Origin of the sequence: Citrobacter pasteurii (assembly GCF_019047765.1) — a bacterium.
In the GTDB taxonomy this organism is placed as follows: domain Bacteria; phylum Pseudomonadota; class Gammaproteobacteria; order Enterobacterales; family Enterobacteriaceae; genus Citrobacter; species Citrobacter pasteurii.
In genome coordinates this window covers 4,679,890-4,693,628 of the sequence record NZ_CP077262.1, presented here as the reverse complement: position 1 = coordinate 4,693,628, position 13,739 = coordinate 4,679,890, and the positions used below count along the sequence as shown (strand labels likewise).

The window sequence follows — 13,739 nt, the reverse complement described above, 5'->3', positions numbered from 1 at the left end:
TTGTTTGACCGTTATGATGCCGGTGAGCAGGCGGTACTGGTACACATCTATTTTTCGCAAGACAAAGATATGGAAGACCTCCAGGAGTTTGAATCTCTGGTTTCTTCCGCCGGTGTCGAAGCAATGCAGGTGATTACCGGGAGCCGTAAAGCACCGCACCCGAAGTATTTTGTTGGTGAAGGTAAGGCAATCGAAATTGCCGAAGCCGTAAAAGCGACTGGCGCTGCGGTGGTGATTTTTGATCATGCTCTAAGCCCCGCCCAGGAACGTAACCTGGAACAGTTGTGCCAGTGTCTTGTTATCGACAGGACTGGTCTTATTTTAGATATTTTCGCCCAGCGTGCGCGCACCCATGAGGGTAAGTTGCAGGTTGAGCTGGCGCAGTTGCGCCATATGGCTACACGCCTGGTCCGTGGCTGGACTCACCTTGAAAGGCAAAAAGGCGGGATTGGTTTGCGTGGTCCGGGTGAAACCCAGCTCGAAACCGACCGTCGTTTGCTGCGTAATCGCATTTTGCAAATACAGTCGCGCCTGGAAAAAGTTGAAAAGCAACGTGAGCAGGGGCGGCAGTCGCGCAAGAAAGCGGATGTCCCAACCGTATCACTGGTGGGGTATACCAACGCCGGAAAATCCACCCTGTTCAACCAGATAACCGAAGCCCAGGTCTACGCAGCGGATCAACTGTTCGCGACCCTGGATCCGACGCTTCGTCGAATAGACGTTGCGGATGTCGGTGAAACCGTGCTGGCGGATACCGTAGGGTTTATCCGTCATTTGCCGCACGACCTGGTGGCGGCGTTTAAGGCCACTTTGCAGGAGACTCGTCAGGCGACCTTGCTGTTGCACGTTATTGATGCGGCAGATTTTCGTGTGCAGGAAAACATTGAGGCCGTCGACACGGTACTCGAAGAGATCGATGCGCATGAGATCCCGACTCTGCTGGTGATGAATAAGATCGATATGCTGGATGATTTTGAGCCGCGTATCGACAGAGATGAAGAGAATAAACCGATTCGCGTTTGGGTTTCAGCGCAAACGGGAATAGGTATACCACAGCTTTTTCAGGCTTTGACTGAGCGACTTTCCGGTGAGGTGGCGCAACATACGTTGCGTTTGCCGCCGCAGGAAGGGCGACTGAGAAGCCGGTTTTACCAACTTCAGGCAATAGAGAAAGAGTGGATGGAGGAAGACGGTAGCGTAGGTCTGCAAGTACGTATGCCGATCGTAGACTGGCGTCGCCTCTGTAAACAAGAACCGGCACTGGAAGACTATGTTGTCTGACCTGACGGATATGGCCTGAAGATTTTTTCGCCTCTATTCCTCGTGGATTTTATGCGGCAGAAAGGCGGCAAGTCCTGGAATCTCCAGGCGCATAGTCAACTATGTGACTGGGGTTGAAAGACGTAGCCAACGCATCTGCAGCGCAAAAAACGCAGGTATAGCATCGCATAACAAATATGGAGCACAAAAATGGCGTGGAATCAGCCCGGTAATAACGGACAAGACCGCGACCCCTGGGGAAGCAGCAAACCTGGCGGCAACCCTGAGGGAAATGGAAACAAAGGTGGTCGCGAACAGGGACCTCCCGATCTGGATGATATCTTCCGCAAACTGAGTAAAAAGCTCGGTGGTCTGGGTGGCGGTAAAGGCACGGGTTCTGGCGGCGGTAGTTCATCGCAAGGCCCGCGTCCGCAACTGGGCGGCCGAGTCTTTACTATCGCAGCGGCAGCTATCGTCATTATCTGGGCGGCCAGCGGTTTCTACACCATTAAAGAAGCGGAACGTGGCGTGGTGACACGCTTCGGTAAATTCAGCCATCTGGTTGAGCCGGGTCTGAACTGGAAACCGACCTTTATCGACGAGGTGACTCCGGTCAACGTTGAAGCCGTGCGTGAACTTGCCGCATCCGGCGTGATGTTGACATCAGATGAAAACGTCGTGCGCGTTGAAATGAACGTGCAGTACCGCGTGACCGATCCGCAGCGTTACCTGTTTAGCGTAACCAGCGCGGATGACAGTCTGCGTCAGGCAACCGACAGCGCCCTGCGTGGGGTTATCGGTAAATACACTATGGACCGTATCCTGACCGAAGGGCGTACCGTTATTCGTAGCGATACCCAGCGTGAACTGGAAGAAACCATTCGTCCGTACAACATGGGTATCACCCTGCTGGACGTCAACTTCCAGGCCGCACGTCCGCCGGAAGAAGTAAAAGCCGCGTTTGACGATGCCATTGCAGCCCGTGAAAACGAGCAGCAGTACATCCGTGAAGCAGAAGCGTACACCAACGAAGTGCAGCCACGTGCAAACGGTCAGGCGCAGCGTATTCTGGAAGAAGCGCGTGCGTATAAGACCCAGACCATCCTGGAAGCTCAGGGTGAAGTGGCTCGTTTCGCAAAAATTCTGCCGGAATATAAAGCCGCACCGCAAATTACTCGCGAGCGTCTGTATATCGAAACCATGGAAAAAGTGCTGAGCCATACCCGTAAAGTCCTGGTTAACGATAAGGGCAGTAATCTGATGGTTCTGCCGTTGGATCAGATGCTGAAAGGCGGTAATGCGCCAGCAGCTAAGACTGACAGCAGTTCAAATCTGCTGCGTCTGCCACCGGCAACGTCTTCCGGCACTGGAGCAAGCAACACCTCGTCCACCAGTCAGGGCGATATTATGGACCAACGCCGCGCGAATGCGCAGCGTAACGACTACCAGCGTCAGGGGGAATAACGATGCGTAAGTCAGTTATTGCGATTATCATCATCGTTCTGGTAGTTCTGTTCATGTCTGTCTTTGTGGTCAAAGAAGGCGAACGCGGTATTACTCTGCGCTTTGGTAAAGTTCTGCGTGACGATGACAACAAGCCGCTGGTCGTTGCACCAGGCTTGCACTTCAAGATTCCGTTTATTGAATCCGTGAAGATGCTGGATGCGCGTATTCAGACCATGGACAACCAGGCCGATCGCTTTGTTACCAAAGAGAAGAAAGACCTGATCGTTGACTCCTACATCAAGTGGCGCATCAGTGACTTTAGCCGCTACTACCTGGCAACGGGCGGTGGCGATGTTTCTCAGGCAGAAGTCCTGCTGAAACGTAAGTTCTCTGACCGTCTGCGTTCTGAAATTGGTCGTCTGGACGTGAAAGACATCGTTACCGATTCCCGCGGTCGTCTGACCCTGGAAGTTCGTGACGCGCTGAACTCCGGTTCTGCCGGCACGGAAGATGAAGTCGCGACGCCGGCGGCGGACAGCGCGATTGCCGAAGCGGCTGAACGTGTGCAGGCTGAAACGAACGGTAAAGTCCCGGTCATCAACCCGAACAGTATGGCGGCACTGGGTATCGAAGTGGTCGATGTGCGTATCAAGCAAATCAACCTGCCAGCTGAAGTATCCGAAGCTATTTACAACCGTATGCGCGCTGAGCGTGAAGCGGTAGCGCGTCGCCATCGTTCACAGGGTCAGGAAGAAGCGGAAAAACTGCGTGCAACGGCGGACTATGAAGTCACCAAAACGCTGGCAGAATCTGAGCGCCAGGGCCGCATTATGCGCGGCGAAGGTGATGCAGAAGCCGCTAAATTGTTTGCCGACGCGTTCAGTCAGGATCCTGACTTCTACGCCTTCATCCGTAGCCTGCGCGCTTACGAGAAGAGCTTCGAAGGAAACCAGGATGTCATGGTCATGAGCCCGGACAGCGATTTCTTCCGTTACATGAAGACGCCGAATAGCGCAACACGCTAAAATAGCTCCAGCGGTTTTAGACCAGCAAAACCACCGGCATCCCCAGGGATGCGGTGGTTTTCTTTTTAGATAAGGACGGCAGATGAACTCAACAATTTTGCTGGCGCTCGCGCTGGTTTTGGTGCTGGAAGGCTTGGGTCCTATGCTGTATCCCCGCGCCTGGAAGAAAATGATCTCGGCGATGGCACAACTTCCTGAAAATATTTTGCGTCGTTTTGGTGGCGGTCTTGTGGTCGCGGGCGTGGTCGTCTACTACATGTTGAGGAAAACGATTGGCTGATCAATAAGTAGACTAATTTGCGGATTTTTGGATGCAAAAAGTGCTGTATATCTGAAAAAGCGGTGGTAGAATCCATTTTTAAGCAAACGGTGATTTTGAAAAATGGGTAACAACGTCGTCGTACTGGGCACCCAATGGGGTGACGAAGGTAAAGGGAAGATCGTCGATCTTCTGACTGAACGGGCTAAATATGTTGTGCGCTACCAGGGCGGTCACAACGCAGGCCATACTCTCGTAATCAACGGTGAAAAAACCGTCCTCCATCTTATTCCATCAGGTATTCTTCGCGAGAATGTAACCAGCATCATCGGTAACGGTGTTGTGCTGTCTCCGTCCGCGCTGATGAAAGAGATGAAAGGGCTGGAAGATCGTGGTATCCCGGTTCGTGAGCGCCTGCTGCTGTCTGAAGCGTGTCCGCTGATCCTTGATTATCATGTGGCGTTGGATAACGCTCGTGAGAAAGCGCGCGGTGAGAAAGCGATCGGTACCACCGGTCGTGGTATCGGCCCGGCTTATGAAGATAAAGTGGCTCGTCGCGGTCTGCGCGTTGGCGATCTGTTTGATAAAGCAACTTTCGCTGAAAAACTGAAAGAAGTGATGGAATATCACAACTTCCAGTTGGTGAATTTCTACAAAGTTGAAGCAGTTGACTACCAGAAAGTGCTGGATGACGTGATGGCGATTGCCGACATCCTGACGTCTATGGTTGTTGATGTTTCCGATCTGCTGGACCAGGCGCGTAAGCGTGGCGATTTCGTCATGTTTGAAGGTGCGCAGGGTACGCTGCTGGATATCGACCACGGTACCTATCCGTACGTAACGTCTTCCAACACCACTGCAGGTGGCGTGGCGACCGGCTCCGGCCTGGGCCCGCGTTATGTGGACTATGTTCTGGGTATCATCAAAGCTTACTCCACCCGTGTCGGCGCGGGTCCGTTCCCGACTGAGCTGTTTGATGACGTTGGCGAGTTCCTGTGCAAACAAGGTAACGAGTATGGCGCGACCACCGGTCGTCGTCGTCGCACCGGTTGGCTGGATTCCGTTGCTGTGCGTCGCGCAGTACAGATTAACTCCCTGTCTGGCTTCTGCCTGACCAAACTGGACGTACTGGACGGTTTGAAAGAGGTTAAAATCTGTGTTGCTTACCGTATGCCGGATGGCCGTGAAGTCACGACGACTCCGCTGGCAGCAGACGACTGGAAAGGTATTGAGCCGATTTACGAAACCATGCCGGGCTGGTCTGAATCCACCTTCGGCGTGAAGGAACGTAGCGGTCTGCCGCAGGCAGCACTGAACTACATCAAGCGTATTGAAGAACTGACCGGTGTGCCAATTGATATTATCTCAACTGGTCCAGACCGTACTGAAACCATGATCCTGCGCGACCCGTTCGACGCATAATTCTGGTTATAGCGTGGCGTCGAATGGCGCTGCGCTTGCACTATCTTAGGCCGGATGGAGCGCTTTGCAGCAGAATCCGGCTTAAAATCACATAAGTTCCTCGCTTTTTTCCTTCCTGAATTGAAATAAATTAGCGACCTGGCTGGTGGCTGGTTTATCATCAATATAATTAATACCACCAGGTTTATCCGTTTTATCCCTTTTCCTGAGGTTGATGTGCAGTTAACAAGTTTCACCGATTACGGATTACGTGCGCTAATCTACATGGCGTCACTTCCCGAAGGACGTATGACCAGTATTTCTGAGGTGACAGAAGTCTACGGCGTGTCCCGTAATCATATGGTCAAAATAATCAATCAACTTAGCCGGGCGGGCTTTGTTACTGCTATTCGTGGAAAAAATGGCGGTATCCGCCTGGGCAAACCGGCTAAGGCTATTGGTATTGGTGATGTGGTTCGCGAGCTGGAACCTCTATCGTTGGTCAATTGTAGCAGCGAGTTTTGCCACATTACCCCAGCCTGTCGACTCAAACAGGCGCTTTCTAAAGCAGTGCAAAGTTTTCTCACGGAACTGGACAACTACACACTTGCTGATTTGGTTGAAGAAAATCAACCGCTTTATAAATTATTGCTGGTGGAGTAATGAAGTCCAAAGTAATTCGCGTCGCATCGCGGCGGCAACTGAGCGACTCCTCAGGAGCTTACAAAAGTAAGTGACTAAGGGGAGCAAAGGCAGCCAACAAAAAGGCGTCGTGAAAGACGAAGGAATTCCATCAGAGCTGACAATGGAGGAACCTCGATGTCACAAGATCCTTTCCAGGAACGCGAAGCAGAAAAATACGCGAATCCTATCCCGAGCCGGGAATTTATCCTCGAACATTTAACTAAACGTGAAAAACCGGCCAACCGCGATGAGCTGGCCGCTGAACTCAACATTGAAGGTGAAGAGCAGCAAGAAGCGCTGCGTCGCCGCCTGCGCGCCATGGAGCGTGACGGACAACTGGTCTTCACCCGCCGTCAGTGCTATGCGCTGCCGGAACGTCTTGACCTGCTGAAAGGTACCGTTATTGGCCACCGTGATGGCTACGGCTTTCTGCGCGTTGAAGGTCGCAAAGATGACCTGTATCTGTCCAGCGAGCAAATGAAAACCTGCATTCATGGCGATCAGGTGCTGGCACAACCGCTGGGCGCGGACCGTAAAGGTCGTCGCGAGGCGCGTATTGTGCGCGTACTGGTGCCAAAAACCAGCCAGATTGTCGGTCGCTACTTCACCGACGCTGGCGTTGGGTTTGTTGTCCCTGACGATAGCCGTCTGAGCTTCGATATCCTGATCCCGCCGGAAGAGGTGATGGGGGCTCGTATGGGCTTTGTGGTGGTGGTTGAACTGACCCAGCGCCCGACCCGCCGTACCAAAGCTGTGGGTAAAATTGTTGAAGTGTTGGGCGATAATATGGGTACCAGCATGGCCGTTGATATGGCTCTGCGTACTCATGAAATTCCCTATATCTGGCCGCAGGCAGTAGAGAAACAGGTCGCCGGCCTGAAAGAAGAAGTACCGGAAGAAGCGAAAGTCGGGCGTGTTGATTTGCGCGATTTGCCGCTGGTTACTATCGATGGTGAAGATGCGCGTGATTTCGATGATGCCGTCTATTGCGAGAAGAAACGTGGCGGCGGCTGGCGTTTATGGGTGGCGATTGCTGACGTAAGCTATTACGTTCGCCCACCGACCCCGCTGGACCAGGAAGCCCGCAGCCGTGGCACATCCGTCTACTTCCCGTCGCAGGTTGTTCCGATGCTGCCGGAAGTGCTGTCTAACGGATTGTGTTCGCTCAACCCGCAGGTGGACAGGTTGTGTATGGTCTGCGAAATGACCATTTCGTCGAAAGGCCGTTTAACCGGCTTTAAATTCTACGAAGCGGTCATGAGTTCCCATGCTCGTCTGACTTACACCAAGGTCTGGCACATGCTGCAGGGCGACCAGGAACTGCGTGAGCAGTACGCGCCGTTGGTGAAACATATTGAAGAGCTGCATAACCTCTACAAAGTGCTGGATAAAGCGCGTGAAGAGCGTGGCGGTATCTCGTTTGAAAGTGAAGAGGCGAAGTTTATCTTCAATGCTGAACGTCGTATTGAGCGTATTGAGCAGACGCAGCGTAACGACGCGCACAAACTGATTGAAGAATGCATGATCATGGCGAACATCTCAGCGGCGCGATTCGTTGAGAAAGCCAAGGAACCTGCGCTGTTCCGTATTCACGATAAGCCAACGACCGAAGCGATTAACTCTTTCCGCTCGGTACTGGCTGAGCTGGGGCTGGAGCTGCCGGGTGGCAACAAACCGGAGCCACGTGATTACGCGGAACTGCTGGAGTCGATTGCTGACCGACCTGACGCAGAAATGCTGCAAACCATGCTGCTGCGTTCGATGAAGCAGGCGATTTACGATCCGGAAAACCGTGGGCACTTTGGTCTGGCGCTGCAATCTTATGCGCACTTTACCTCGCCGATCCGTCGTTACCCGGACCTCTCGTTGCACCGTGCAATCAAATATCTGCTGGCGCAGGAGCAGGGTCATAAAGGTAACACCACGGAAACGGGTGGCTACCATTATTCGATGGAAGAAATGCTGCAACTGGGTCAACATTGTTCAATGGCCGAGCGCCGTGCTGACGAAGCCACGCGGGATGTTTCTGACTGGCTGAAGTGTGACTTTATGCTGGATCAGGTCGGTAATGTCTTTAAGGGCGTGATTGCCAGCGTGACGGGTTTTGGCTTCTTTGTTCGTCTTGATGAGCTGTTTATCGACGGTCTGGTGCATGTCTCCTCGCTGGATAACGACTACTATCGTTTTGACCAGGTAGGTCAGCGCCTGACGGGTGAATCCAGCGGTCAAATGTATCGCCTGGGCGATCGGGTGGAAGTTCGCGTGGAAGCGGTCAATATGGACGAGCGCAAAATCGACTTTAGTCTGATTTCCAGCGAACGTGCGCCGCGCAATGAAGGTAAAACCGCGCGCGAAAAAGCGAAAAAGGGCGATGCGGGTAAAAACACCGGTAAACGCCGTCAGATGGGCAAAAAGGTGAATTTCGAGCCGGACAGCGCTTTCCGCGGCGAGAAGAAAGGCAGAGCCAAACCTCAGACAGATAAGAAAGCGGCTGAGAAGAAAGGCGATAAAAAAGCGAAAAAGCCATCGGCAAAAACGCTTAAAATCGCTGCCGCCACCAAAGCTAAACGCGCGGCGAAAAAGAAAGTCACGGAATAAGCCATAAACCGTAAGCCGGGTGGTCAGCGTGCCGCCCGGCGTTACACCTAAACTATTAACGAGTACATTCATGAGTGAAATGATTTACGGCATCCATGCGGTGCAGGCTCTGTTGGAGCGTGCGCCTGAGCGCTTTCAGGACGTCTTTATTCTCAAAGGTCGTGAAGATAAACGTCTGCTGCCGCTGATCCATGCACTGGAAGCACAGGGTGTTGTCATCCAGTTAGCTAACCGCCAGTTCCTGGATGAGAAAAGTGAGGGTGCGGTTCATCAGGGGATTATTGCGCGAGTGAAGCCGGGTCGTCAGTATCAGGAAAACGATCTTCCGGATCTGATTGCTACGCTCGATCAGCCGTTCTTTTTGATCCTCGATGGCGTTACCGATCCGCATAACCTGGGCGCATGCCTGCGTAGTGCAGACGCTGCCGGTGTGCATGCGGTTATCGTGCCGAAAGATCGTTCTGCACAATTGAATGCGACGGCGAAAAAAGTCGCCTGTGGCGCGGCAGAAAGCGTACCGCTGATCCGCGTGACCAACCTGGCGCGCACCATGCGTATGTTGCAGGAAGAGAACATCTGGATCGTTGGTACCGCAGGCGAAGCTGACCATACGTTGTATCAGAGCAAAATGACCGGACGTCTGGCGCTGGTAATGGGCGCAGAGGGCGAAGGTATGCGCCGCCTGACCCGTGAACACTGTGATGAACTGATCAGCATCCCAATGGCCGGGAGCGTTTCATCGCTTAACGTCTCTGTCGCGACGGGAATTTGCCTGTTTGAAGCTGTTCGTCAGCGCGGGTAATTGATTCCCCCTTCTCTTAAGCCATCCTTCGGGATGGCTTTTTTGTGACCTTTATCCCAGGCACCCTCTTCTCTGACTGGCCATACTTAAGGCGACGGCCATTGACGGAGGGAGACACAATGCACTGGCAAACGCATACCGTTTTTAACCAACCTGTCCCGCTCAATAACAGTAACTTATATTTGTCCGACGGCACGCTGTGCGAAGCGGTTCTCCGTGAAGGCGCTGGCTGGGATAGCGATCTTCTCGCCAGTATTGGCCAGCAATTAGGGGCCGCGGAATCGCTTGAGCTGGGTCGCCTGGCTAATGCCTTTCCCCCCGAATTATTGCGTTACGATCCGCAGGGGCAGCGACTGGATGATGTGCGGTTTCATCCCGCCTGGCATTTGCTGATGCAGGGATTGTGCGCCAACCGCGTGCATAACCTGGCCTGGGAAGAAGAGGCCAGGCAGGGCACGTTTGTTGCCCGGGCGGCACGTTTTATGCTGCATGCGCAGGTGGAGGCGGGCACGTTGTGCCCGATAACCATGACCTTTGCCGCCACGCCGCTGTTACTGCAGATGCTACCTTCACAATTTCATGACTGGTTTACCCCTCTGCGCAGCGATCGCTATGACTCACATTTACTGCCTGGTGGACAAAAGCGTGGTGTGCTGATTGGTATGGGGATGACGGAGAAGCAAGGTGGCTCAGATGTGTTGAGCAATACCACTCAGGCTGAGCGTCTTGCAGATGGCTCATATCGCCTGGTGGGACATAAATGGTTTTTCTCCGTGCCGCAAAGCGATGCCCATTTGGTGCTGGCGCAGGCAAAGGGGGGATTATCCTGCTTTTTTGTACCGCGATTTTTACCTGATGGTCGGCGCAACGCCATCCGCCTTGAACGTCTGAAAGATAAGCTCGGTAATCGTTCTAATGCCAGTTGTGAGGTCGAGTTTCAGGATGCCATTGGCTGGTTGCTGGGCGAGGAAGGGGAAGGTATTCGCCACATCCTGAAAATGGGGGGTATGACGCGTTTCGACTGTGCAATTGGTAGCCACAGCATGATGCGACGTGCCTTTTCCGTGGCGATTTACCATGCGCACCAGCGACAGGTTTTTGGCAAGGCATTGATTGAACAGCCGATGATGCGTCAGGTATTAAGTCGAATGGCGCTCCAGCTGGAAGGTCAGACAGCGTTATTGTTCCGACTGGCGCGGGCCTGGGACCGTCGTGCTGATGCCAAAGAAGCGCTGTGGGCCAGGTTGTTCACGCCAGCAGCGAAATTCTCCGTTTGTAAGGCCGGTATGCCGTTTGTTGCAGAGGCGATGGAAGTGCTGGGTGGGGTGGGATATTGCGAAGAAAGTGAGTTGCCTCGTTTGTACCGTGAAATGCCGGTGAACAGTATCTGGGAGGGTTCCGGTAACATTATGTGCCTTGATGTATTGCGGGTACTGACAAAACAACCCGGCATCTACGATATGCTCAGCGAAGCCTTTGCGGAGGTAAAGGGGCAAGATCGGCATTACGATCGGATGGTACGTCAGCTACAGCAGCGTTTACGTAAACCCAGCGAGGAGTTGGGGCGGGAGATTACGCAGCAACTGTTCCTGCTCGGCTGCGGGGCGCAGATGTTACGCTATGCCTCTCCGCCAGTGGCGCAGGCCTGGTGTCAAATGATGCTCGATACGCGGGGTGGACTACGATTGTCTGAACCGGTGCAGAGTGATTTGTTGCTGCGGGCGACGGGAGGAATACGGTAATACCATGCCAGATGGCGATGCCGTCGCGTCGTATCCTGCCTACGTTCAATACAGGCAGGATACGTTTACGCCATCTGGCAATCTGTTATGCATAAAGTATGGCCTGTACGCGCCAGTTATCGGGCTGCTGTTCTTCATACATCTGAATAATCCGGTACCATGAGGCACCTTGTTCATCCGCTTTTAACGCCACAACGCGTTCTACGTCCTGCGGGTTTCCTGCAATGTTACTGACCGATATCAGGCCAATTTCGTTCAGGCCTGTTACGCAGTCAGCACTGGCGAATTCGGCAGACTGCGCCGTTGTACCTACCAGTCCGGCAGAAAGCAGCAGTGAGGATAAGGCAAGTGATTGTTTCATCGTCAGCTCCATTATTCGTACCCCTACACATGGCAGGGCATTCCATCGCGATAATAAACCTCAAGCTCCCTGCTGTTGGTTTATTGTGCACAGGTAAACGCATAGGGGCGCAAAGCAATGTAAAGCTGACTAAATGTCAAGCCAATGTTATTTACGATACAAAATAGCTTGTGAATACCATTGGCCTGTCACGATGGTCTCATCAACTAATAAGACAACGTAATAATCAGCTTTAGCCGCGACGGCTTTGGCACGGATCTCTGCCAGCGCATCATCTGGAGAGCCTCTTACCAGCGCATTGACTGTCCCTATTCGCTGCAACCCGTTGCTCTGGTCACGGCGGATCTCTTGCGGGTGGTCGGCTACGGGCGGTGCAGGTTGTGGTGTACCCTGTAGCACGCTACAGGCGCTTAAAAACGTCACCAGCAACAAAGAGGCAAACCGACGCATAACTCTATCTCGTTTCCTGATAGCCATAGTGTAGTGCCTTATTAAATTCCCTTTAGGGGAATGTTCCCGAATTGTTATCTCTCACGCGATTTTCGAATGAAAATGTTGCGAAAGCGTAACCCAGTTCTCAACATTATGAATCATTGCCGAACACATTCGCTTGCGTTAAGTATTGCGGGATGGCATACCAGAAAGAAAGAGGCGACAAATGATCGAAATTGAAACACGACAGTTGGCGGGTATCCCTGTCCTGCACGCCGTTCCGGCTGGCAAACGCGAATGTTCACTCCCTTGTATTATCTTCTATCATGGGTTTACTTCTTCAAGCGTGGTCTACAGCTATTTTGCCGTTGCTCTGGCTCAGGCCGGATTTCGCGTCGTCATGCCAGATGCGCCCGACCATGGTGCCCGCTTTGACGGTAATGCTCAGGAGCGAATGTTCCGCTTCTGGCAGATTTTGCAGCAAAACATGCAGGAGTTTACGACGTTACGTGCGGCGCTGGTGGCAGAAAATTGGCTATCAGATGAACGTCTTGCCGTCGGCGGTGCCTCAATGGGGGCAATGACGACTCTGGGCATTATGGCACGCCATCCTGACGTAAAATGTGCAGCGAGCCTGATGGGGTCGGGTTATTTTACCCGGCTGGCGCAGACGCTTTTTCCCCCTGTAGTGGTTCATACGCCAGAACAGCAGGCGGAGTTCGATGCCGTTATTGCACCACTCGCCGAATGGGACGTTACGCATCAACTGCAATGCCTGGCCGACAGGCCGTTGCTGCTGTGGCATGGTCAGGATGACGATGTGGTTCCGGCTGTGGAAACTTTTCGTTTGCAGCAGGCATTAATTCAGGCAGGTCTGGATAACCATCTGACCTGCCTGTGGGAAGCGGGCGTACGCCATCGCATCACGCCAGAAGCGCTGGCTGCGACGGTAACGTTTTTCCGCCAGCACCTTTAAACGCGCATAATGCTTACGCCCTGAGCCTCAAGCTGTTGCAGAATCTCAGGGTTCGCGTTTTTACCGGTAATCAGCATATCGATTTGATCGGCGCGGCTGAACAGCATCCCCGCGCGTTCACCGACCTTACTGCTATCGACCAGCACCACCAGTTTGCCTACTACATTAAGCATCTTCTGCTCGGCCATCGCGGTCAGCATATCGGTTTTATACAGCCCGTCCGCAGTCAATCCTTTACCGCTGGTAAACATCCAGTGTCCGGCATACAGGCTATTTTCACTGCCTTGCGGGCTAAGCGTGATGGATTGGCTTTTGTTGTATTGCCCACCCATGATGATCACGCTGTCATGCTCCTGGTCGATCAGAAAATTCGCCAGCGGCAGGTAGTTGGTGATGATCTGCACCGGCTTGCCGCACATTTCTCGACCCAGCAGGAACGCTGTTGATCCGCAGTTGATCACCACGCTTTCACCTGCATTCACTAACTGGGATGCCGCTTTGGCAATACGGACTTTTTCATCGTGGTTCTGCGCCTGGTGCAGATTCATTGGCGTCCAGCGCGGACGCTGCTGGGTAATGGCTTCTGCGCCGTTGCGGACTTTCTTGAGTTTGCCGCTTTCGTCGAGTTTGTTGATGTCCCTACGTGCCGTTGCGGGTGAAATTCCCAGACGCTCAATCACGTTCTCAACGGTAACAAAGCCCAACTGCGCCAGCATATCCAGCAATATTTGATGTCTTTGTGCTTCAGTCATG

Annotated in this window: 13 protein-coding genes; 10 read left to right on the top strand and 3 right to left on the bottom strand. The window is 53.1% G+C overall.

Translation table 11 applies throughout. The annotated features are described in order from the left end of the window. The 9 genes from hflX (at position 1) to I6L54_RS22600 (ending at position 11,217) form a co-directional block, all read left to right on the top strand. Positions 1-1,281 (top strand): ribosome rescue GTPase HflX, encoded by a 1,281-nt coding sequence (gene hflX, locus I6L54_RS22640; protein WP_003830495.1) that lies wholly within the window; start codon positions 1-3, stop codon positions 1,279-1,281. A 189-nt stretch (positions 1,282-1,470) separates the two neighbouring features. Further along, positions 1,471-2,724 carry an FtsH protease activity modulator HflK gene (gene hflK, locus I6L54_RS22635; protein ID WP_005122168.1) on the top strand — a complete coding sequence of 418 codons (1,254 nt, stop codon included), beginning with the start codon at positions 1,471-1,473 and terminating at the stop codon, positions 2,722-2,724. 2 nt (positions 2,725-2,726) lie between these two features. Continuing rightward, complete coding sequence (gene hflC, locus I6L54_RS22630; protein ID WP_005122169.1) at positions 2,727-3,731, top strand: protease modulator HflC; 1,005 nt, start codon at positions 2,727-2,729, stop codon at positions 3,729-3,731. 82 nt (positions 3,732-3,813) lie between these two features. Then, entirely contained in the window at positions 3,814-4,011 is a 198-nt protein-coding gene (locus tag I6L54_RS22625) for a DUF2065 domain-containing protein (RefSeq protein WP_005122170.1), read from the top strand. A 102-nt stretch (positions 4,012-4,113) separates the two neighbouring features. Next, entirely contained in the window at positions 4,114-5,412 is a 1,299-nt protein-coding gene (gene purA, locus I6L54_RS22620) for an adenylosuccinate synthase (protein ID WP_005134423.1), read from the top strand. 216 nt (positions 5,413-5,628) lie between these two features. Continuing rightward, positions 5,629-6,054: a nitric oxide-sensing transcriptional repressor NsrR gene (gene nsrR, locus I6L54_RS22615; protein WP_005134424.1), complete on the top strand. Its 426-nt coding sequence runs from the start codon at positions 5,629-5,631 to the stop codon at positions 6,052-6,054. A gap of 156 nt (positions 6,055-6,210) precedes the next feature. Beyond that, complete coding sequence (rnr, locus tag I6L54_RS22610; protein ID WP_040232960.1) at positions 6,211-8,673, top strand: ribonuclease R; 2,463 nt, start codon at positions 6,211-6,213, stop codon at positions 8,671-8,673. Between the two features lie 70 nt (positions 8,674-8,743). Further along, on the top strand, positions 8,744-9,475 hold the full coding sequence (rlmB, locus tag I6L54_RS22605) for a 23S rRNA (guanosine(2251)-2'-O)-methyltransferase RlmB (RefSeq protein ID WP_003830482.1): 732 nt from the start codon (positions 8,744-8,746) through the stop codon (positions 9,473-9,475). A gap of 119 nt (positions 9,476-9,594) precedes the next feature. After that, entirely contained in the window at positions 9,595-11,217 is a 1,623-nt protein-coding gene (locus I6L54_RS22600; RefSeq protein ID WP_040232962.1) for an isovaleryl-CoA dehydrogenase, read from the top strand. 85 nt (positions 11,218-11,302) lie between these two features. On the opposite strand, the gene yjfN is transcribed toward I6L54_RS22600, so the two are convergent. Together yjfN and bsmA are read right to left on the bottom strand one after the other, a co-directional pair. Then, positions 11,303-11,578: a DUF1471 family protease activator YjfN gene (gene yjfN / locus I6L54_RS22595; protein ID WP_005134428.1), complete on the bottom strand. Its 276-nt coding sequence runs from the start codon at positions 11,576-11,578 to the stop codon at positions 11,303-11,305. Positions 11,579-11,725: 147 nt separating this feature from the next. Continuing rightward, positions 11,726-12,055, bottom strand: a complete 330-nt coding sequence (gene bsmA, locus I6L54_RS22590) for a biofilm peroxide resistance protein BsmA (RefSeq protein ID WP_040232967.1) — start codon at positions 12,053-12,055, stop codon at positions 11,726-11,728. Positions 12,056-12,236: 181 nt separating this feature from the next. On the opposite strand from bsmA, the gene yjfP reads away from it, so the two are divergent. Beyond that, a complete protein-coding gene (gene yjfP / locus I6L54_RS22585; protein ID WP_005134430.1) occupies positions 12,237-12,986 on the top strand; it encodes an esterase in 750 nt (249 codons plus the stop codon). Here yjfP and ulaR read toward each other — a convergent pair. After that, positions 12,983-13,738, bottom strand: coding sequence for an HTH-type transcriptional regulator UlaR (gene ulaR / locus I6L54_RS22580; protein WP_005134431.1), 756 nt, complete (start codon positions 13,736-13,738; stop codon positions 12,983-12,985). The two genes, yjfP and ulaR, sit on opposite strands and share 4 nt — an antisense overlap. Position 13,739 lies beyond the last annotated feature (1 nt).

What these genes read in the sequence shown, in the direction of transcription:
- hflK (WP_005122168.1), top strand. Translation starts at nt 1,471, where the DNA reads ATGGCGTGGAATCAGCCCGGTAATAACGGACAAGACCGCGACCCCTGG.
- hflC (WP_005122169.1), top strand. Translation starts at nt 2,727, where the DNA reads ATGCGTAAGTCAGTTATTGCGATTATCATCATCGTTCTGGTAGTTCTG.
- I6L54_RS22625 (WP_005122170.1), top strand. Translation starts at nt 3,814, where the DNA reads ATGAACTCAACAATTTTGCTGGCGCTCGCGCTGGTTTTGGTGCTGGAA.
- purA (WP_005134423.1), top strand. Translation starts at nt 4,114, where the DNA reads ATGGGTAACAACGTCGTCGTACTGGGCACCCAATGGGGTGACGAAGGT.
- rnr (WP_040232960.1), top strand. Translation starts at nt 6,211, where the DNA reads ATGTCACAAGATCCTTTCCAGGAACGCGAAGCAGAAAAATACGCGAAT.
- rlmB (WP_003830482.1), top strand. Translation starts at nt 8,744, where the DNA reads ATGAGTGAAATGATTTACGGCATCCATGCGGTGCAGGCTCTGTTGGAG.
- I6L54_RS22600 (WP_040232962.1), top strand. Translation starts at nt 9,595, where the DNA reads ATGCACTGGCAAACGCATACCGTTTTTAACCAACCTGTCCCGCTCAAT.
- yjfN (WP_005134428.1), bottom strand. Translation starts at nt 11,578, where the DNA reads ATGAAACAATCACTTGCCTTATCCTCACTGCTGCTTTCTGCCGGACTG.
- bsmA (WP_040232967.1), bottom strand. Translation starts at nt 12,055, where the DNA reads ATGGCTATCAGGAAACGAGATAGAGTTATGCGTCGGTTTGCCTCTTTG.
- yjfP (WP_005134430.1), top strand. Translation starts at nt 12,237, where the DNA reads ATGATCGAAATTGAAACACGACAGTTGGCGGGTATCCCTGTCCTGCAC.
- ulaR (WP_005134431.1), bottom strand. Translation starts at nt 13,738, where the DNA reads ATGACTGAAGCACAAAGACATCAAATATTGCTGGATATGCTGGCGCAG.